19 protein-coding genes and 1 tRNA gene are annotated in these 18,748 nt (G+C 66.2%); 13 read left to right on the top strand and 7 right to left on the bottom strand.

Features of this window, described 5'->3' with window-relative positions; translation table 11 throughout:
• Positions 1-155 precede the first annotated feature (155 nt).
• The 9 genes from katB to AC1PLS_RS19615 all read left to right on the top strand — a co-directional run bounded on the left by katB (position 156) and on the right by AC1PLS_RS19615 (position 10,628).
• Positions 156-1,661 carry a catalase KatB gene (katB, locus tag AC1PLS_RS19655; protein WP_180968604.1) on the top strand — a complete coding sequence of 502 codons (1,506 nt, stop codon included), beginning with the start codon at positions 156-158 and terminating at the stop codon, positions 1,659-1,661.
• Between the two features lie 58 nt (positions 1,662-1,719).
• Entirely contained in the window at positions 1,720-2,295 is a 576-nt protein-coding gene (locus AC1PLS_RS19650; RefSeq protein WP_054591226.1) for an ankyrin repeat domain-containing protein, read from the top strand.
• A gap of 843 nt (positions 2,296-3,138) precedes the next feature.
• Positions 3,139-3,363, top strand: coding sequence for a hypothetical protein (locus AC1PLS_RS19645; protein ID WP_016902784.1), 225 nt, complete (start codon positions 3,139-3,141; stop codon positions 3,361-3,363).
• Positions 3,364-3,817: 454 nt separating this feature from the next.
• Positions 3,818-4,822: a tRNA dihydrouridine(20/20a) synthase DusA gene (gene dusA, locus AC1PLS_RS19640; protein WP_054591278.1), complete on the top strand. Its 1,005-nt coding sequence runs from the start codon at positions 3,818-3,820 to the stop codon at positions 4,820-4,822.
• A 334-nt stretch (positions 4,823-5,156) separates the two neighbouring features.
• On the top strand, positions 5,157-5,459 hold the full coding sequence (locus AC1PLS_RS19635; protein WP_054591227.1) for a hypothetical protein: 303 nt from the start codon (positions 5,157-5,159) through the stop codon (positions 5,457-5,459).
• 71 nt (positions 5,460-5,530) lie between these two features.
• Positions 5,531-6,214 (top strand): response regulator transcription factor, encoded by a 684-nt coding sequence (locus AC1PLS_RS19630; protein ID WP_002808458.1) that lies wholly within the window; start codon positions 5,531-5,533, stop codon positions 6,212-6,214.
• Positions 6,215-6,288: 74 nt separating this feature from the next.
• Positions 6,289-7,659: an ATP-binding protein gene (locus tag AC1PLS_RS19625; RefSeq protein ID WP_024939071.1), complete on the top strand. Its 1,371-nt coding sequence runs from the start codon at positions 6,289-6,291 to the stop codon at positions 7,657-7,659.
• 231 nt (positions 7,660-7,890) lie between these two features.
• Entirely contained in the window at positions 7,891-9,372 is a 1,482-nt protein-coding gene (locus AC1PLS_RS19620) for a DUF1800 domain-containing protein (RefSeq protein WP_439655024.1), read from the top strand.
• A gap of 68 nt (positions 9,373-9,440) precedes the next feature.
• Complete coding sequence (locus AC1PLS_RS19615) at positions 9,441-10,628, top strand: DUF1501 domain-containing protein (RefSeq protein WP_104590240.1); 1,188 nt, start codon at positions 9,441-9,443, stop codon at positions 10,626-10,628.
• A 158-nt stretch (positions 10,629-10,786) separates the two neighbouring features.
• Here the strand turns inward: AC1PLS_RS19615 and AC1PLS_RS19610 are convergent, their stop codons facing one another.
• Positions 10,787-11,542 (bottom strand): M90 family metallopeptidase, encoded by a 756-nt coding sequence (locus tag AC1PLS_RS19610; protein ID WP_481103992.1) that lies wholly within the window; start codon positions 11,540-11,542, stop codon positions 10,787-10,789.
• Positions 11,543-11,550: 8 nt separating this feature from the next.
• Positions 11,551-11,865, bottom strand: a complete 315-nt coding sequence (locus tag AC1PLS_RS19605) for a hypothetical protein (RefSeq protein WP_024939067.1) — start codon at positions 11,863-11,865, stop codon at positions 11,551-11,553.
• Between the two features lie 40 nt (positions 11,866-11,905).
• Here AC1PLS_RS19605 and birA point away from each other — a divergent pair, with 40 nt between their 5' ends.
• The 4 genes from birA to AC1PLS_RS19585 all read left to right on the top strand — a co-directional run bounded on the left by birA (position 11,906) and on the right by AC1PLS_RS19585 (position 14,829).
• Positions 11,906-12,919 carry a bifunctional biotin--[acetyl-CoA-carboxylase] ligase/biotin operon repressor BirA gene (gene birA / locus AC1PLS_RS19600; RefSeq protein ID WP_311736858.1) on the top strand — a complete coding sequence of 338 codons (1,014 nt, stop codon included), beginning with the start codon at positions 11,906-11,908 and terminating at the stop codon, positions 12,917-12,919.
• Positions 12,916-13,644, top strand: a complete 729-nt coding sequence (locus AC1PLS_RS19595) for a type III pantothenate kinase (protein WP_184434817.1) — start codon at positions 12,916-12,918, stop codon at positions 13,642-13,644. The genes birA and AC1PLS_RS19595 overlap by 4 nt, the downstream gene beginning before the upstream one ends.
• A 153-nt stretch (positions 13,645-13,797) precedes the next feature.
• Positions 13,798-14,721 (top strand): SPOR domain-containing protein, encoded by a 924-nt coding sequence (locus tag AC1PLS_RS19590; protein WP_481103991.1) that lies wholly within the window; start codon positions 13,798-13,800, stop codon positions 14,719-14,721.
• Positions 14,722-14,753: 32 nt separating this feature from the next.
• Positions 14,754-14,829: transfer RNA gene (locus AC1PLS_RS19585), tRNA-Thr, on the top strand.
• A 178-nt stretch (positions 14,830-15,007) separates the two neighbouring features.
• On the opposite strand, the gene tmk is transcribed toward AC1PLS_RS19585, so the two are convergent.
• The 5 genes from tmk to AC1PLS_RS19560 form a co-directional block, all read right to left on the bottom strand.
• The gene (gene tmk / locus AC1PLS_RS19580) at positions 15,008-15,685 is read right to left on the bottom strand and encodes a dTMP kinase (protein ID WP_184434811.1); all 678 of its coding nucleotides are present in this window, start codon (positions 15,683-15,685) and stop codon (positions 15,008-15,010) included.
• A gap of 495 nt (positions 15,686-16,180) precedes the next feature.
• On the bottom strand, positions 16,181-16,723 hold the full coding sequence (locus AC1PLS_RS19575) for a GTP-binding protein (protein WP_016904520.1): 543 nt from the start codon (positions 16,721-16,723) through the stop codon (positions 16,181-16,183).
• Positions 16,720-17,637 carry a hypothetical protein gene (locus tag AC1PLS_RS19570; RefSeq protein WP_065033461.1) on the bottom strand — a complete coding sequence of 306 codons (918 nt, stop codon included), beginning with the start codon at positions 17,635-17,637 and terminating at the stop codon, positions 16,720-16,722. Before AC1PLS_RS19570 ends, AC1PLS_RS19575 begins: the two co-directional genes overlap by 4 nt.
• 94 nt (positions 17,638-17,731) lie before the next feature.
• Positions 17,732-18,091, bottom strand: coding sequence for a roadblock/LC7 domain-containing protein (locus AC1PLS_RS19565; RefSeq protein ID WP_016904518.1), 360 nt, complete (start codon positions 18,089-18,091; stop codon positions 17,732-17,734).
• 64 nt (positions 18,092-18,155) lie between these two features.
• Positions 18,156-18,608: a roadblock/LC7 domain-containing protein gene (locus tag AC1PLS_RS19560; protein ID WP_054591235.1), complete on the bottom strand. Its 453-nt coding sequence runs from the start codon at positions 18,606-18,608 to the stop codon at positions 18,156-18,158.
• Positions 18,609-18,748: the final 140 nt, after the last annotated feature.

The raw sequence follows: 18,748 nt of genomic DNA, 5'->3' as shown, positions 1-18,748 counted from the left end.
ACGATGCCACATCGAAAGCGATGCTTATCACGCAACGCAGTCATCATCATGTTCGCCTATCGCAGCGATCATAACTAACGACTTCTCACGCTTCGGTCCGCTGGCCATGATTCAGCTCCCTCAAACGAGCTGACGCCATGCGCCCTGGATCCCTCATGGTGCTAGCCCTGCTAGCCCCGACGCTGATCGCCCCGCCGGTCTTCGCCCAATCCGTCCTGACCCGCGACAACGGCGCCAAGGTCGGTGACAACCAGAATTCGCAGACCGCCGGAGCCAATGGCCCGACCCTGCTGCAGGATGTGCAGCTGATCCAGAAGCTGCAGCGCTTCGATCGCGAGCGCATCCCCGAGCGCGTGGTGCATGCACGCGGCACCGGCGTCAAAGGCGAGTTCACCGCCACCGCCGATCTGTCCAGCCTGACCAAGGCCAAGGTATTCAGCGCCGGCGAAAAGACCCCGGTCTTCGTGCGTTTTTCCTCGGTGGTGCACGGCAACCACTCGCCGGAAACCTTGCGCGACCCGCATGGCTTCGCCACCAAGTTCTACACCAGCGAAGGCAACTGGGATCTGGTCGGCAACAACTTCCCGACCTTCTTCATCCGCGATGCGATCAAGTTCCCCGACATGGTCCACGCGTTCAAGCCGGACCCGCGCACCAATCTGGACGACGATTCGCGCCGTTTCGATTTCTTCTCGCACGTGCCCGAGGCTACACGCACGCTGACCCTGCTGTACTCCAACGAAGGCACCCCCGCCGGCTATCGCTTCATGGATGGCAACGGCGTGCATGCCTACAAGCTGGTCAATGCGCAGGGCGAAGTGCATTACGTCAAGTTCCACTGGAAGACGCTGCAGGGCATCAAGAACCTCGACCCCAAGCAGGTCGCTGCCGTCCAGGCCAAGGACTACAGCCACCTGACCAACGATCTGGTCGGTGCGATCAAGAAGGGCGACTTCCCGAAGTGGGACCTGTACGTACAGGTGCTCAAGCCGGAGGACCTGGCCAAGTTCGATTTCGATCCGCTGGACGCCACCAAGATCTGGCCCGACGTGCCGGAGCAGAAGGTCGGCCAGATGGTGTTGAACAAGAACGTCGACAACTTCTTCCAGGAAACCGAGCAGGTCGCGATGGCGCCGGCCAACCTGGTGCCGGGCATCGAGCCGTCGGAAGACCGTCTGCTGCAGGGGCGCATCTTCTCCTACGCCGACACCCAGCTGTATCGCATCGGTGCCAATGGCCTGAACCTGCCGGTCAACCGTCCGCGTGTGGCCGTCAACAACGGCAACCAGGATGGCGAAGGCAATAACGGCCACACCACCAGCGGCGTGAACTACGAGCCGAGCCGGCTGGAGCCGCGGCCGCAGGACACCGCTGCGCGTTACAGCGCGTTGCCGCTGTCGGGCACCACCCAGCAGGCCAAGATCACCCGCGAGCAGAACTTCAAGCAGGCCGGTGAGTTGTATCGGTCCTACAGCAAGAAGGATCGCGCCGATCTGGTGCAGAGTTTCGGCGAGTCGCTGGCCACCACCGACACCGAGAGCAAGCATCTCCTGCTGTCGTTCCTGTACAAGGCCGACCCCGAGTACGGCACTGGCGTGACGCGTGTCGCCAAGGGCGACCTGGCCCGGGTCAAGCAGCTGGCCTCCAGCCTGCAGGACTGACCCACCCACGGCATCGCGACCTGTGCCGCGGTGCCGTTTTCGCTATCGGGAGAGCCATATGCGCACCCTGCTGTTTCTGATGCTTGGCACCCTGTCTGCAGCTGCCAATGCTGCCTCGCCCGCGCCGATGTCCGCCAGCGCCACCGCTGCCGCCGCCGACCCGGCGCAGATCAAGCTGCAGTTGCGCGAGTACTTCTTCGACGCGGCACGCGAAGGGCGGCAGGACATGCTGGCCGAGTTCATCCGCTCGCACTACGACCTCAATACCCGTGACGAGAAGGGCTACACCGCCCTGATCCTGGCGGCCTATCACGGCCAGCGCCCGGCAGTGGAGCAGTTGCTCAGCGCCGGTGCCGACCCCTGCGCGCAGGACAAGCGCGGCAACACTGCGCTGATGGGCGCGATCTTCAAGGGCGAGCTGGGTATCGCCAAGCGGCTGATGCAGGCCGACTGCGCGCCGGACCAGCGCAACAATGCCGGTCAGACCGCCGCGATGTACGCAGCGCTGTTCCAGCGCACCGACGTGCTCAAGGATCTGGCCGCCAAGGGCGCAGACCTCAGCCTCAAGGATGGGCAGGGCAACGATGTGACCAAGCTGCAGCGCGGCGAGTTTGCGACGACCCCGGCGCGCTGAGCGCGCCTGTCATGCGTGGCGGGGCAGGTATGCGTGACGCCAGGCGTCAGCAGGCTCGCACCGGCGCCATGCGGCCGATACCGGCGTGAGCCGACGGCGATGCGTGCTGCAGCGTGCCGTACCACGATGCACCTGATGCACAGGCCAATCGCCTGCAGCCCGCATCCTGGCGGATTGCACGCATAGCGCTCGGCCGTCTTCGAAGCGCTGTAGGTGGCTGCGACGGCAGCTCCATCCCGGTGGCCGTCGGATGAGTCGCTGATTGGTATCGCCCGAGTCCTGCACCTCGATACCCGGAACCTCGACGGCCTCGCCTGCAGCACTCCACCGCGCGTACCGGCGACACCCGCTCAGTTATGACCACCGACGTGGTTCGGGAGGTAGCCGTTGCGTACCGAGCGCACCGCATGCTCGCTCTTAGATCGGCTGGCCGCGCGGTGACTTACTCAATCTGCCTTCATCACCTGCCGAGAGGCGCAACCATCGCCTCGGCCAGGTTCGGAGGTCAACCACTGTGCACCGAGCGCAGTGAATCCTCGCTCCCGGGTCGGCCAGTGGCTCGCCGACCTGCTCGATTTGTCTCCACGACCCGCTGGAAAACGCAGCCACCGCCTCCGCCGGTTTTCCGCCGCAGGCGCGTTGGATCTTTGGCGGCGGTGGTGATTTTTGTGCCACTGCGTCAGGAGTCCCCTGACACGGAAACCTTTGTGCGCCAAGGGTTTGACATAAGTCTGAGTGCGCGCTGACTTGCCTGAAATTTGTTCGGAAAAATCGCAAAAAACAGTTCAAGAAAGCACTGCGAACGCCGATGCTTCCGCTATCGCACACTGGAACCCCCGGACCATGAAGCTCGATCCCTCCATCCCTTTCCTGATGTCCCTGCTGGCGATGGTGCTGTGCACCGCTACCGCCGTGGTCGCGCTGGTGTTCGGTCAGGTACACGTGCTGGCCACGTCGTGGAGCTTCTACACCGTGCTGGGTACCGCCCTGATCACCCTGGTTGCCTCGTACCATGCGCTCGGCAAGCCGCTGAGCGCCGAAGAGCGTGTGGGCTTCCGCAACCCGTAACTGCAGATCCTGTCCAGGCGCAGTGCACGACGCCAGCACTGGACGACACAAGCTCCGCTCGTCATTGACGATGCACCGCGTTCGCCCGTTACGGGCGAACGCCCAGGCACTGCGCATCCTGCAGCGATGCCGCCCGATAACGCGCGCACCTGGCGTGCGAGGGCAACGACAGCAGCGCCAGCAGGGTGTCGTTCGTCTCTTTCGGTGGCAGTGATAGCCGCGATACCGGACGCCCAGGCGCGCCGCCAGCGGGTTCCATCAACGCGCGGCATGCCGACCTTCGCCAGCCCCTAAGGGTCGATCACATGGCGCAGTAAACCGGCGATCGATCAGCGGGCTCCAGCAGGACAGCCTCGCAGGATGCCATGCCGCGCTGCGGCAGATTCATCGACACCCGTGTAAGCTGTTGATCCTGCTCCGCATTCCGATGGCTGCCCGCTGCGGCCACATGTCAATGACCGCTTCCACAGATCGCTACGCCGCCTCCCTGCGCCTGTCCGTCGCCCCGATGATGGATTGGACCGACCGCCATTGCCGGGTCTTCCATCGCCTGCTGGCACCCTCGGCACGTCTGTACACCGAGATGGTGCACGCCAATGCGGTGATCCATGGCGATCGCACGCGGCTGATCGGGTTCGATCCGGTCGAACACCCGCTGGCGCTGCAATTGGGCGGCAGCGAGCCGGCGCTGCTTGCGCAGGCGGCGGCGATCGCGCAGGAGTGGGGCTACGACGAGATCAACCTCAATTGCGGCTGCCCGTCTGATCGCGTGCAGGCCGGGCGCTTCGGTGCCTGCCTGATGCGCGAGCCGGGCCTGGTGGCCGACTGTGTTGCCGCCATGTGTGCGGCGACCACGCTGCCGATCACGGTCAAGTGCCGCCTCGGCGTGGACGACGATGACGACTACGCCGTGTTCGCCAGCTTCGTCGATCAGGTGGTCGCAGCCGGTGCCGCCATGGTGGTGGTGCATGCCCGCAACGCGTGGCTCAAGGGCCTGTCGCCCAAGGAAAACCGCGAAGTGCCGCCGCTGCGTTACGACTGGGCGTATCGCCTCAAGCAGGAGCGCCCCGCGCTGCCGGTGGTGCTCAATGGCGGCATCGCGGCGGTGGAGACCGCGATGGAGCATCTGCACCAAACCGACGGCGTCATGCTCGGCCGCGCCGCCTACCACGACCCCTACGTACTGCATCGCCTGGATGCAGCCCTGACGCATCGTGCGGAACAGCCGCGCGACCAATTACTGCGCGCCTTGCGGCCCTACGTCGAGTCCCAACTGGAGCAAGGCCTGGCCTTGAAACACATGACCCGACACGTGTTGGGGTTGTTCCATGGCCAGCCGGGCGGACGCGCGTTCCGGCAGGTCCTGAGCGAGGGCGCACACCGGCCAGGTGCCGGCTGGGAGCTGGTCGAGCAGGCCTTGCAGCGGACCGACACCCAGGGCTGGCGCGTTGTGGCCTGAACTGGCCTGCCGCTTGCATTACCTGAACAGGCATTTCCGCTGTCTGCATCTGACCGGGATGCCAACTGCCGGGCACGGGCACGAGTTCCAAAAAAGTGCCGTTCCAGGCGTCCAAGGGTTCATTTCACTGAACAGCGTTAACACAAAGCTAAAAAGTTCAGATGGGATTCACCCCGAAAAATCAAGAATTTGGACCATTCTCGGGCTCGACCATGCTGTCACCGGTGGCCGGTTTCACGAATTTTGAATGTTCCTGAACAACCCGCTAGGATTCATTGTGACCCAGCCCTCCTGCCGCGCTTGCTATATCGTCCTGGTTGCCCTCGGGCTAGCCATGGCAGCGCCATTGGCGTGGGGGCAGGCATATCCGATGTCGCACGCGGGACGCGATCCATTGCCGCCTTCCGCGCGCGGTAACGGGCGCACGCTCTCGGACACCATCCGACAGGTGCAGCGGTCCACCGGTGGACAGATCCTCAGCGCCGAACGTGTGCCGTTCGACGGGGGCAATCTCAACCGCGTCAAGTACATGAAGGACGGCCGCGTGCATACCGTGTACGAGTCGGAGCAGATGCAGGCCGCGCCGCCGCGCAGCCAGGCGCCGCCGGATGCGCCACCACGCGACGATAACCACTAGACGTAGATAGTTCTGCGTTCAGTCTTATAAATTCCCCGGCCATTGGCCGACAACGTAACTAGGGAGAGTGCATGCGTATCCTTTTGGTCGAAGACGAAGCTCCGCTGCGCGAGACCCTTGCCGCGCGCCTGAAGCGTGAGGGCTTCGCTGTCGACGCTGCACAAGACGGCGAAGAAGGCCTGTACATGGGCCGCGAAGTCCCGTTCGATGTCGGCATCATCGACCTCGGCCTGCCCAAGATGTCGGGCATGGAGCTGATCAAGGCGCTGCGCGACGAAGGCAAGAAATTCCCGGTGCTGATCCTGACCGCGCGTTCGAGCTGGCAGGACAAGGTCGAGGGCCTCAAGCAGGGTGCCGACGATTACCTGGTCAAGCCGTTCCATGTCGAAGAGCTGCTGGCGCGCGTCAATGCGCTGCTGCGGCGCGCGGCGGGCTGGAGCAAGCCGACGCTGGAATGCGGCCCGGTCGCGCTGGATCTGGCCGCGCAGACGGTCAGCGTCAATGGCGCCAACGTGGACCTGACCAGTTACGAGTACAAGGTGCTCGAATACCTGATGATGCATGCCGGCGAACTGGTCTCCAAGGCTGATCTGACCGAGCACATCTACCAGCAGGATTTCGATCGCGATTCGAACGTGCTGGAAGTGTTCATCGGCCGCCTGCGCAAGAAGCTCGATCCCGATGGTGAGCTCAAGCCGATCGAGACCGTACGCGGTCGCGGCTATCGTTTCGCCATTCCGCGTACCGAAGGCTGAGTCCGCGCATCGGCAAACAGGAAGATCAGGTGCCGGGCCGCTCCAAGTGGTATAGACGCTGGCGGCCGCGCTCGCTGCAGGCCCGCCAGCTGCTGGCCGCCAGCCTCAGCCTGGTGGCCTTCCTGGCGCTGGCGGGTTACGCGCTGGATGTGGCGTTCGCCGATACCGCCGAAAAGAACCTGCGCGAGCGGCTGAAGAACTACGCCTCTGCGTATGCCGCCAATATCGATTTCGTCCGCGACGGCTCGCTGTACATCGGCGGCCAGCCGCCGGATCCACGTTTCGATGTGCCCGGCGGCGGGCTGTACGTGGAAGTCGTGCGCCCGGACGAAAGCTGGACCTCGATGTCGGCCGAAGGCCCGAACATTCCGCACGGGCGCATGCTCGAGCCGCGCCAGGAAGAATTCATCGGCCCGCTGGAGATGACCCAGATCGACGGCAGCGTGGGCCAGTTGTACCGCTACGGCCTGGGCGTGAGTTACGTCGAGCGCGAACACGGCGGTGAGATTCCCTACACCATCTACGTGATGGAAGATGCGCGCTCGATGGGCGCGCAGCTGCGCGTGTTCCGTGGCGCAGTGTGGTTCTACCTCGGCAGTGCCGGTGTGGTGCTGCTGGTGCTGCAGGCCTTCATCCTGCAGTGGAGTCTACGTCCGCTGCGGCGGGTCATCAACGAGTTGACCAAGGTGCAGCGCGGCGAGATCCAGCGCATGAGCGAGCAGCATCCGCGCGAACTGGAGCCACTGACCGAAAGCATCAACGCCTTCATCGAGAGCGAGCGCGACAATCTGGACCGCCAGCGCAACACGCTGGCCGATCTCGCGCACAGCCTCAAGACGCCGATCGCGGTGTTGCGCACCCAGCTCGATAGCGGCCAGTCCGAGCGCGACCTGCACGAGGAAATGGATGTGCAGTTGCGCCGCATGAACGATCTGGTGTCCTACCAGCTCGCTCGCGCGGCCTCCAGCGGGCACAAGCTGTTCGCCGCACCGCTGCCGATCGAGTCGACCGCCGAGGAGATCGTGCGCGGGCTGGAGAAGGTCTATTCGGTCAAGGGCGTGTTGTGCGAATTCGATATTTCGCCCGACGCGCGCTTTCATGGCGAGCCGGGCGATCTGCAGGAACTGCTGGGCAACCTGCTGGAAAACGGCTTCAAGTGGGCGCGTAGCCGCGTACTGCTGACCGCACAGCCTGGTCCCACCACTGGTAGCCGTCGCGCCGGATTGATCTTGTCGGTGGAAGACGACGGCCCCGGCATCGCGCCGGAAGACGTGGCCAAGATCCTGCAGCGTGGCGTGCGTGGCGATGAGCGCGTGCAAGGCCATGGTATCGGCATGTCAATCGTGCAGGATCTGATCAAGGCCTACCGCGGCGAGCTGCAGGTGGTGCGCTCGCAGGAACTGGGCGGCGCCCGCTTCGACGTGACCCTGCCGCCGGGACTGTGACCGGTGTGGGGCGCGGAATGAACCCGTGGTCAACGCTGCAGCGCACTCCGACAACCGTTTAACGCCCCGCGCGTTGGCTTGACCATACTGGGCCCGTTTCAGGCCGTTGCGATGGAGAGCTGCATGTTCGAGCGCAATGCACAGACGCGCTGGCTGAGCGCACGTCCAGCAGGCGCGCCCCGCCATCACCGGTGGCAGCTGGCATGGCTGTTGGCGGGCTGTGCTTTGGCGATGTCGTGCAGTGCTGCCAATTCAGCACTGACGCCGGCGCAGACGCGCTGGCTGCAGCGTGCGACCTACGGCGTGGATGCCGACAGCGCCGCGCAACTGCAGCGGCTCGGCCCCAAGCGCTACGGCAGGTCGCTGTTGCAGGCCAGCGACGATGCGGCGTTGCCAGCGCCGATCCGTGCACAGCTGCAGCACTTCGATGCGCTGCACACGCCCTTGCTGACCTTGCTCACGCAGTACGAGGCCGACAAGATCCGCCTGCAAGACATGCCCGATGGTGAGGAAAAGACCGCCTTGCGCAAGGCATGGCAGGCGCGTGGTGGGCAGATGCTGACCCAGGCGCGTCAGGCGCAGCTGTTGCGTGCGGTGTATGCGCCGGAGCAGACGCGCGAGCAGCTGGTGTGGTTCTGGCTCAATCATTTCAGCGTGTACGCCGACAAGGGGCGGGTGAAATGGATGGCGGCCGATTACATGGAAAACGCGATCCGCCCGCATGCCACCGGCAAGTTCGCCGACCTGGTGATGGCGACGCTGGAAAGTCCGGCGATGCTGGAATATCTGGACAACGCCAAGAACGCCAAAGGCAAAGTCAACGAAAATTACGCGCGCGAACTGATGGAACTGCACACGCTGGGCGTGCATGGCGGTTACAGCCAGAAGGATGTGCAGCAACTGGCGCTGATACTGACCGGCGCCGGCCTGGTGCCGGTCAAGGCCGAGGGCGCTCCGCCCTTGCCGACTGCCGTGCCGGGGCAACCGCAGGTGGTGCGCAAGGGGCTGTTCGAATTCAATCCCGCACGCCATCAACCCGGCGACAAGACCTTGCTGGGCCAGCGCATCGCCGCGGGCGGCCTGGATGAGATCGAGCGGGCGGTGCAGTTGTTGGTGCGGCAGCCGGCATGCGCGCGTTTCATTTCGCAGCGCTTGGCCGAGTACTTTGTCAGCGACAAGCCGCCGGCCGCGCTGGTCGAGCGCATGGCAAACACGTTTCAACGCAGCGATGGCGATATCGCCAAGGTGATGCAGGCCATGCTGGACGCGCCGGAATTTGCGCAGGCGCAACCGCGCAAGTTCAAGGATCCGAATCGGTTCGTGGTTTCGGCCATGCGGCTTGCGTACGAGGGCCAGCCGGTGGTCAATGCCGCGCCGATGGCGAGCTGGCTGCAGCAACTCGGCGAGCCGCTGTTCGGGCGCATCACCCCCGATGGCTGGTCGCTGCAATCGCAGGCATGGGCCAGCTCCGGGCAACTGGCGCGACGCTTCGAGGTGGCACGTTCGCTGGGTAGCGGACCCAAGCAACTGTTCCGCTTCGATGGCGATAACGACACGCCACTGCCGGCGCTGACGCAGATCGACATGCGCCCATCGTATCGCTGGGTGGCGCCGTCGCTCTCCAGCGGCACGCGCGATGCCTTGGCGCAGGCGCGTTCGCCTTCGGAATGGAACGGATTCCTGCTGTCATCGCCTGACTTCAACTATCGCTGATTCGAGAGTCGCCGATTCAAACCCGCTGTTCAACGTTCGACCAGCGATCACCGCCACGGGAGCGCGCCATGCAACGACGTCAATTTCTGCTTGCCTCTGCAGCGGCCGCAAGTCTGCCCTGGAGCGGTCGCCTGTTTGCTGCGCCACGCGACAGTGCGCGCATGCTGGTGGTGTTCCTGCGAGGCGGCTACGACAGCAATAATCTGCTGGTACCGCATGCCAGCGATTTTTATTATCAGGCGCGTCCGACCCTGGCGATCGCGCGGCCGGATGCGGCCAACCCGAACAGTGCCGTTGCGCTGGATACGCAATGGGGTCTCAACCCGGTGATGCGCGATGCGCTGCTGCCGCTGTGGCAACGCCGGCAACTGGCGTTCGTGCCGTTTGCCGGTACCGACGATCTGTCGCGCAGTCACTTCGAAACCCAGGACGATATCGAATCCGGTCAGGCCGGCCGGCAGCGCCGCGATTATCGTTCCGGCTTCATGGCGCGCCTGTCGGGTGTGCTCAGCGGAGTGCCGGCGATTGCCTTCACCGATTCCTTGCCGCTGACCTTCCAGGGCGGCGGCGACTTGCCCAATGTGTCGTTGCGGGGCATCGGCAAGGGCGGCCTGGATGCGCGTCAGGCGCAGATCCTGTCACAGATGTACGACGCAACCCCGCTGGCGGCGGCTGCGCGCGAGGGACTGGCATTGCGTCAGCAGGTTACCGCGCAGCTGCGCGAAGAGATGGAGCAGGCCGGTCGCGGCGCCGCCAGTGCGCGCACCTTCGCCGACGAAACCCGGCGCATGGCAAGCCTGATGCGCGAGCGTTATCGGCTGGGCTTTGTCGATGTCGGTGGTTGGGACACGCACGCCAATCAGGGCAGTGTCGAAGGTGGCCTGGCGAACAATCTGCGCAATCTGGGCGAAGGGCTGGCGGCGTACGCCGACGCCCTCGGGCCGGCATGGAAGGACACCGTGGTGGTGGTGCTGTCCGAGTTCGGCCGCACCTTCCGCGAGAACGGCAGCAAGGGCACCGATCACGGACACGGCACCACCTATTGGGTGCTGGGTGGCGGCGTGCGCGGCGGCCGGATCGCCGGCGAGCAGGTAGAAGTTGCGCAGGCGCAGCTGCTGCAGAACCGCGATTATCCGGTGCTCACCAATTACCGCAGCCTGTTCGGCGGTGTATTGAGCCGGTTGTGGGGATTGTCGCCTGCGCAGCTGGAACGGGTGTTTCCCGGAGCCAGGCCGCGCGATCTTGGGTTGGTGTGAGTGCGTGGCAATGCGCTGGCGATGTCGATCCGTCTCGCGTGCGGCCGCGTGCGGCATCGCGCATTGGTGTGGTCAGTTGCCTGAAACGCCTGCGATTGATGCGCGCGACAGCGTTGCATGACGACAGTCCCAACGCATGCAGGCATGTCGCCCCACCATCAGCGCTGCGTTGACGCCGCAAACGGCGACGGCCCATAGAAACGCGTCAGCTGTGCAGCGACATCCGGCATGAGGCGCGCCAGCAGCTGTGGCGCGGAGAAGTGGTATTCGCTTACGACCGCGAAGAATTCTTCCGGTGCCTCGGCGGCATACGGGTCGATCTCGGTGTCTTCGCCCGCATCGACGCGTTGGCAAAACGTATCGAAGGCGCGCTGGAAATCGCGTGCCCAGGCACGCTGCGCAGCGCGCGGCAGCGGCGGGGTGCCGTCGAGCGCGCCATCGAGTGCATCGAGCTTGTGCGCCATCTCATGCACGATCACGTTGAAGCCGGCCTGCGGGTCGTCCAGGTCGGCCTGTACGTCGGCCCAGCTGACGATCAGCGGCCCTTGCTCCCAGGCCTCGCCAATCAGGGTGTCGTCCCAGGCATGCATCACTCCGGCCGCATCCACATGCGTGCGTTGCACGCGGAATGCGTCCGGGTAGACGATCAGCTGCGACCAGCCACGCCAGCCGGCCGCGCCGATGTTCAGCAGCGGCAGGCAGCAGGTGGCAGCCAGCAGAACGTGATCGTGCGGTTGCAGCTGCAGCCCGTCGAGCGGGGAAATGGTTTTTTGCCGCAGGAACTGCGCGGTCAGTGCACGCAGACGGTGCTGGCGGGGCGGATCGAGCGCAGCGACCCAGGCGCAGCGGCGGCTGACCGGCAGCCATAAGGCATCGGGAATATCGGCCGGCGGCCGGCGCAGCCGGCGCAACAACCACTGGATCAGCGGAACATGCCCGGCAGGAAGCTATGCCAGCGCGGCATCGTGCGCATACGGGGGAACAGTCCGTCGCCGTCGCCACCACCACCGCCGGTGGCCGGCGCGGGCTTGTGCGCGGGAGCACGTGCCGGGGTTGCCGGCTCGCCGTTGGGGGTTCTGCCGCGTGCCGCCGAGTTGCTGCTGACGCAGCTCTCATGATCGCCATCGGCCAGCTGGTCCGATGCCAGTGCGGCAAGCGGAGCCAACAACAGGAGCAGGCAAACCGTGATTCGGCGCATCGTCCACATCCAGGGCAAGCGGCGTGAGTCGCCGATCATAACGTGCTTTTCACTCCCTCACGCAAGCCAGGCTGGGCGGGTGCGGACGCTTGGCGCATACTTTCGCGGATCGATTTGGGGACTTGCCGTGGATGACCGCGCCTTGCTGGCCAAACTTGCGAGCGGCCGGCTATCCGGCGATGCGTTGGCGCGCGATGCCGGGTTGACCCGTGCGGCGGTGTGGAAGCGGATCCAGAATCTGCGCGCGGCCGGGGTCGAGATCGAAGGGCGGGCCGGGGACGGCTACCGCCTGGCGGCGCCGCTGGACCTGCTGGACGACGCGCGCATTCGTGTGGCGATGGCGGCCGAAGCGCTGGCAGGCCTGGCGGCGCTGGAGATCGCCTGGACGCTGGAATCCACCAATACCAGCTTGCTGGCGCGCCCGGCGCCGGCGCAGGGCGTGGCGGTGCTGCTGGCCGAGCGGCAGACCGGCGGGCGCGGCCGGCGTGGGCGTCAATGGACCTCGCCACTGGGTGCGCACATCTATCTGTCGGCCTCGCGCCGTTTCAGCGGCGGATTGGGCCAGCTGGCCGGGCTCAGCCTGGCCGTGGGCGTGGCGGTGGCCGAGGCCCTGCGCGGTTGTGGCTTTGCCGATGTCGGGTTGAAGTGGCCCAACGATCTGCTGGCGCGCGAGCGCAAGCTGGGCGGCCTGCTGATCGAAGGCGGCGGCGAAATGGCCGGCAACGCGCGCGCGGTGATCGGGTTGGGTTTGAACGTGCATATGCCGGCGGCAGCGGCCGCTGCGATCGACCAACCGTGGGTGGATCTGGATACGCTGGCCGGCCACGCGGTGTCGCGCGATACCGTGGTGGCTGCAGTGTTGTCGGCGCTGCTGCCGGCGCTGGAGCTGTTCGAGGCGCAGGGGCTGGCCCCGTTCCTGGGCCGCTATGCGGACCTGGACGTCCTGAGCGGCCGCGCGGTGCAGGTCGAGGAAGCCGGCACCCGGCATCACGGCATTGCGCTTGGCCTGGCGGCCGACGGCGCGTTGCGGGTGCAACTGGGCGAGACGGTACGGCTGTTCCACTCCGGAGAAGTGAGCGTGAGACCTGCATGAGCGAGTGGTTGTTCGACCTGGGAAATTCGCGGTTCAAGTACGCACCGCTGCAGGGCGACCGCGCCGGCGACGTGCAGGCCTGGCCGCACGGTGCCGAGGCGATGGACGCGGCCGCGTTGTCGGCCTTGCCCACCGGACGCATCGCGCATGTGGCCAGCGTGGCTGCGCCGGCGTTGACGCAGCGCATGCTCGGCTGCCTGCGCGAGCGTTTCGAACAGGTGCGCATCGTGCGGACCGCGGCCGAATGCGCCGGCATCCGCATCGCCTATGCAGACCCGGGCCGCTTCGGGGTCGATCGCTTCCTGGCGCTGCTGGGCGCACGCGGCGACGTGCCGGTGCTGGTGGCCGGCGTGGGCACCGCGCTGACCATCGATGTGCTCGGCACCGATGGGCGGCACCACGGCGGCCGCATCGCCGCCTCGCCGACTACCATGCGCGAGGCGCTGCATGCGCGCGCGGTGCAGTTGCCGGCCAGTGGCGGGACCTATGTCGAGCTGGCCGACGACACCGACGACGCGCTGACCTCCGGCTGCGATGGCGCGGCGGTGGCGCTGATCGAGCGTAGCCTGCAGCACGCGCAACGCAGTCTGGGCGTGCCGGTACGGCTGCTGGTGCACGGGGGCGGCGCGCCGCCGCTGCTGCCGTTGTTGCCCGATGCCAGCTTCCGCGCCGCGCTGGTGCTGGACGGGCTGGCGACCTGGGCGAGGTCTGCGTCGGCGCCTTGAACGGCGGGCCATGCGATCGTGCGGCCACGCGGCGGGCGCGGCCGGGAGACGGAATCGGTCGGCAGCGCTCGTACACTGCGCCCACTACCCGGCATGGGCAGCAAGCCGACCAGCGCTCGCCGGTTGTGACTGCCCGCGCTTAGAATCCATCGCATGTATGTCCGCGCACTCATCGTCGTCCTGATCGTCCTCAATGCCGGTGTGGCCTTGTGGTGGGCGTTGCAGCCGGCACCGGCAGCAGTGGTGGCACCACCGCAGCCGGCCGGTGTGGCGCGCCTGGAAGTGCTGCCGAGCACTGCGGCAGCAGCGCCAGGCGAGGCGAGCGAGGCAGGCATGGGCCCGGCAGCTGCGGTCACCGCACCATCGGATGCACCTGCACCTGCACCTGCACCTGCACCTGCACCTGCACCTGCACCTGCACCTGCATCGACACAGACACAGACACAGACACCGACGGCAGCAGCGGCAGCGTCTTCTTCGATAGATGCGGCCGCCGCGAAGGTGGCCGCAACGTCGCAGACGTCGGCACAGGTTCCACCACCGACCAAGGTCGCTCCAACACCGAACGAGGTTGCGGCAGCGGCGATCAAACCATCGCCAGCGGTACCTACTCCCGCCGCTGCGCCGGAACGCTGCGCCAGCCTGGGGCCGTATGCGGCGCGCGCCGATGCCGATGCCGCGCTGGCACGCCTGCGTGGCCAGGCCCTGCGCACCAGCGTGCGCGAGGACAAGGACGCCGGGGTCAGTACGTTCCGGGTGATGCTGCCCAATGTCGGCGATCGTGCAGCGGCGCAAGCCTTGGTCAAGCGCATCGCCGCCGCCGGCATGGGCGACTATTACGTGATTGCCCAAGGCGAGAACAACACCATCGCGCTGGGGCAGTACCAGAGTCGCGAGCGTGCCGAGCGACGGCAGACCAGCCTGGTCGGTGCGGGGTTTCCGGCGCAGTTGCTGCCCAGCGGCACCGGGCAATCGCGCTGGTGGATCGATGTGCGCAGCACGGCTGCGATCGGCACATTGCAAGGCACCGCAGGTGCAACGCGTCAGCGGTCGCTAGATTGCGCCGCGCTGCGCTAGAATGCGCACCGGCGCGCAACGCGCCTGCCTTTGCCGGCATAGCTCAGTTGGTAGAGCAACCGCCTTGTAAGCGGTAGGTCCCCAGTTCGAATCCGGGTGCCGGCACCACGAAGGTTCTCTCGTCCTATCCCGAAATGTCCATGTAGCTCGGGGCTGACTGCGCTGTTGGGTCAGCGTCTCCGGGCCGCGCCTTGTCCGGTGTGATCGGCCGAAACAGCTATCTGCCCGCGGCCCGCCAATCACAACGCGCCAGTTGCTGTTGCCTGCGCGCAGGACGCGCAGCGACTCAGGCCGGGCGACCGGCCGACAGCAGTTCCAACGTGGCCTGGTCGGCATCGGTGGCGTCGACGCGCAGGCGTTCGGCCAGTGCGGCAACGACGATGGCGTGGGCCTGGCGGAGCACGCTGTCCGCATCGGCGCTGGCGTCCACGACGTGCTTCCCCGGCAACTGCAGCTGCGCAAAGATGCTGCGGCAGCGCTCCAGGTTGTCCTGGGTTTCGAAGTGATTGGGTGCATCGCCGCGGGCGCGGATACGCGCCAGGCCGGTGGGCGGGGGCAGGTCGAGCAGCAGCAGCACGTCCGGGCGCGGCGCGAAGGCGTTGCGGTCCAGCAGATCGTCCAGCGGCAGGCCGGCGGCGCCTTGGTAGGCGACCATCGAGGGGAAGTAGCGGTCCAGGATCACGATGTCGCCGCGTGCCAGCGCCGGCGCGATCAGGGTGTCCACGTGTTCGTGGCGGTCGCGGATCAGCAGCTCGGCTTCTGCGTCGGCGCTGAGGCGGCCGGTGGCGGCGGACTGGCGCAGCTGGGTGCCCCAGGGGCCGTTGGTCGGCTCCTTGCTCAGCACCACGCGCGCGCCGGCCGATTCCAGCGTGGTGGCCAGGCTGCGGGCGAGGGTGGTCTTGCCGGCGCCGTCGATACCTTCGATCGCGATCAGTAGACCGCCTGGCTTCAGTTCGATTGTCATCGCGCTACTTTATCCGATCATGGTGCTGGATCAGCACCTGGCATTGGCGCGGACGTCGCCCTGCAGCGGCCGATCCCGGCGCATCGGGTCTGCGCTGCGCGTTACCGATGGCACCGCCGCTGCCGCGCGTCGGTGCCTGTGCGAGATGGCTTGACGACCGTTATATCCAACGCAGTGCCGGGCATGCACAACAACCGCATCACGACCGCCGGCTGCTGGCGCTATTGCATATGCCGTATGACCGGTATGTCCTGCGCGATGTCGGGAACGTCCCGATGCCCTGATTTCTGGCTGCGCGGCATACTGAACAAGTCAGGCAAAGCGCTCGAATGTATGACGTTCGCGTCGCGTGTCTGGCATCAAGGAAGATGGACGCGTCGCCGCCACCCTAGAGGCGGCATCCCCCGCGTGACGCCCGATCAGGCACCGTCGTGACCGGATTCCTTGTTTTGCTCGTTCGCCGACCATGTCGGCATGCGCCACGCGCACGGCCGCTCAGCTGGTCGCCGAGGTGTAACGATAGGACAGCAGCGACTTCACCAGGAACGTGATCTGGGTGGCCGAGCGCGCGTCCACGCGCATGACCGGGATGCGGAAGCCTTCGGCCACCAGCGCGTCGCGGAACGGCGGCAGCAAAAAGTCCTGCATTTCGTCGGTCATGGTGATGCCCACCGCCAGGCTTGCCGCAGGTGCGATCTGCGAAAACTCGCGCAGCAAGGCCACGGTGGCATCGCGCATCTGCGGATCGCGCGCGCTGACCAGCACGATCACGCCCAACGCGCCGTCGCACACCAGCGGCCACATGAAATCCAGGTACTTCTGCCCGGGCACGCCGTAGACGTGCAGCAACTCGCCGTCTTCCAGTTCGATCGAGCTGTAGTCCAGTGCGACCGTGGTGTAGGTCTTGTCCCCGTAGGCATCCTGGCTGAGCGGCATCTCGGTGCTGACCGGCTCCACGTCGGAGATGGCGCGCACGGCGGTGGTCTTGCCGGCGCCCATGCCGCCAACGAACACCAGTTTGTTGGCCGGAAGACTCATGACTGCGCCTGAAAGAGAGAGAGGCCAAAGCGACGTGCGACCCAGGAGAAAAACCGGGAGTTGCTGCTGTCCGGACGGGGCTGCGTTGCAGGCACGGGAATCTCCGCAGTCTGGGCAAGGCCGCTGGCAAGTGCAGCGGCGAACAGGCATTCCACCGTTTGCAGCGGCAGCTTGCAAGCATTGGCCAGCGCCTGCGGGCGCCACGGGCGCGCATGCAGGTGGGCAATGGCAAGCAGCTGCGCCGGCGAACTGGTCTCGGCACTCAGCTCCGGCCATTGCCGCAACCGCAGCGCATGGCTGGGTTCGACCGCCGGCAGCGCGGGGCGCAGGTGCTCGGGCAGGGCGAAGTACAGCGCTTCGAAGGAAATACGTTGGCTCAGTGCGCTACCGGCGGTGTCCGGCGCAACCTGCCAGCCGGGGCGATCCAGGGCCGCCAGCAGCTCGGTCAAGGCGATGCCGGCGGGAAGCTGCACGCAGCTGTCGGCCGGGTCCACGCGCACCTGCAAATGTCCGTTGCGCAGCAGCACCGCAGCGGTGCCGAATTCGCCGCGGCAATGGCGGACCAGCAAGGCCGGCTCGGCGACCTGCGCATGATCGGAGGACGACAGCAACAGGCGCATCTGCTCGTTGAGTTCGCGCACGGTGGCGCCGTGCTTGAGCCATGCGCCGCCGACCGGTGTCCGCGACACCACCAGCACACGCACCGGTTGCCCCTGCAAGGCCTGCCAGGCGGCCAGGCCATCGGGGCTTTCCAGCCCCAGCACCACCACCTCGGCGGCGTGTTGCGGCCATTGCCCCAACTGCACGTCGATGCGCTCGGCCAGCAGCAACGAGCACGCCAGTTTCAGGCGCGTGGTGTGCAGCAGGTCCAGGCCGGCCGTGGCGACCCGCATGGTGTGAATGGGTGAGGTCATGACAGGGCGCCGCGTCGGCGCGTAGCAAGTGCGGTGCCTGCCGGTGCGCACCGGCAGGCCGGGCAGGCGACGCGTGCGCGCCGCCTGGTTGGCATCAACCGAAGTCCAGGGTCTTCTCGAACGCCTTGAGCTCATGACGGGCCATGGCCAGATTGGCCTTGGCGCGATCCAGCACGACGTACAGGAACAAGGTGCCGTTGCTCTCCAGCGGGCGCAGCAGGTGGTATTGACGCGCCAGGGTGATCAGGATGTCTTCGATGGTGTCGTTGAGGCCGAGCTGCTCGGCGATACGGCGCTTGGCACGCACCACCTCGGTGTTGCCGGCTGCGGCAAGTTCCAGGTTGAGATCGGTGCCGCCGGTCATGCCCAGCGCCATGCCGCTGTCGCTATCGACCAGGGCAGCGCCGACGAAGCCGGCGATCGAATGCAGGTGTTCCAAATTGAGTTTTGACACGGGTCGTCCTTACGAGCGGTGAGAAATTCAGTGCACTGGCACAAGCACGAACAGTGCCAAACGCTCAGTCGGCCGGCTGCGCCAGCGCTGTCGCCAGTCGGCCGGCGCAGTCGCGTGCGTTGAACAGCAGCGCTGCGGCATTGAGATCGCTGCTGCCCACCGCGGTGAGCGTCAGCGGTTTGTCGGCGCGAATGCGGATCAGCACCAGCTGCCCGCCGCGCGTACTGATGGTGGCGTAGTCGGCTTCGCTCAGACTGGATTCGCGTGCCAGGGTCTCGCCCAGGGTCAGGAACGAATTGGCCATCGCTGCCAGCCGGCGACCGTCCACATCCAGGCTGGATTGTTCGGCGATGGCGCGCCCGTCGGCAGTGGACAGCATCAGCAGACGGATGCCCGGCTCGCGCTCGATGGTCTGCGCGAACTCGCGCCCGATGCGCTGCAGATCGTATTGGTGCGACGCCCGCGCGACCTCGCCCACGGCAGCCTTGACGACCTGGTTGACGGCGTTATGCGGCATGAAATCCTCCCCTGTACGAAACCCGCTGCGCGATGAAAGACCTTGTCGATGACACCGGGTCCCGCGCTGGCGGGCGAACAGTAGCATCGGCACCTTCCGTCATCGTCATAGCACCCTCAATCTCTTAACTGTGCGGTCAG

The sequence above is a fragment of the Xanthomonas sp. NCPPB 3218 genome (genome assembly GCF_056725185.1).
Note: the sequence above shows the minus strand (reverse complement) of the source record. Positions and strands in the feature narration are given on the sequence as shown.

What these genes read in the sequence shown, in the direction of transcription:
- AC1PLS_RS19560 (WP_054591235.1), bottom strand. Translation starts at nt 18,608, where the DNA reads ATGCCGCATAACGCCGTCAACCAGGTCGTCAAGGCTGCCGTGGGCGAG.
- AC1PLS_RS19635 (WP_054591227.1), top strand. Translation starts at nt 5,157, where the DNA reads ATGGCAGCGCCATTGGCGTGGGGGCAGGCATATCCGATGTCGCACGCG.
- AC1PLS_RS19575 (WP_016904520.1), bottom strand. Translation starts at nt 16,723, where the DNA reads ATGAGTCTTCCGGCCAACAAACTGGTGTTCGTTGGCGGCATGGGCGCC.
- AC1PLS_RS19645 (WP_016902784.1), top strand. Translation starts at nt 3,139, where the DNA reads ATGAAGCTCGATCCCTCCATCCCTTTCCTGATGTCCCTGCTGGCGATG.
- AC1PLS_RS19570 (WP_065033461.1), bottom strand. Translation starts at nt 17,637, where the DNA reads ATGACCTCACCCATTCACACCATGCGGGTCGCCACGGCCGGCCTGGAC.
- dusA (WP_054591278.1), top strand. Translation starts at nt 3,818, where the DNA reads ATGACCGCTTCCACAGATCGCTACGCCGCCTCCCTGCGCCTGTCCGTC.
- AC1PLS_RS19620 (WP_439655024.1), top strand. Translation starts at nt 7,891, where the DNA reads ATGTCGTGCAGTGCTGCCAATTCAGCACTGACGCCGGCGCAGACGCGC.
- AC1PLS_RS19650 (WP_054591226.1), top strand. Translation starts at nt 1,720, where the DNA reads ATGCGCACCCTGCTGTTTCTGATGCTTGGCACCCTGTCTGCAGCTGCC.
- AC1PLS_RS19605 (WP_024939067.1), bottom strand. Translation starts at nt 11,865, where the DNA reads ATGATCGGCGACTCACGCCGCTTGCCCTGGATGTGGACGATGCGCCGA.
- AC1PLS_RS19595 (WP_184434817.1), top strand. Translation starts at nt 12,916, where the DNA reads ATGAGCGAGTGGTTGTTCGACCTGGGAAATTCGCGGTTCAAGTACGCA.
- katB (WP_180968604.1), top strand. Translation starts at nt 156, where the DNA reads ATGGTGCTAGCCCTGCTAGCCCCGACGCTGATCGCCCCGCCGGTCTTC.
- tmk (WP_184434811.1), bottom strand. Translation starts at nt 15,685, where the DNA reads ATGACAATCGAACTGAAGCCAGGCGGTCTACTGATCGCGATCGAAGGT.
- AC1PLS_RS19615 (WP_104590240.1), top strand. Translation starts at nt 9,441, where the DNA reads ATGCAACGACGTCAATTTCTGCTTGCCTCTGCAGCGGCCGCAAGTCTG.
- AC1PLS_RS19630 (WP_002808458.1), top strand. Translation starts at nt 5,531, where the DNA reads ATGCGTATCCTTTTGGTCGAAGACGAAGCTCCGCTGCGCGAGACCCTT.
- AC1PLS_RS19590 (WP_481103991.1), top strand. Translation starts at nt 13,798, where the DNA reads ATGTATGTCCGCGCACTCATCGTCGTCCTGATCGTCCTCAATGCCGGT.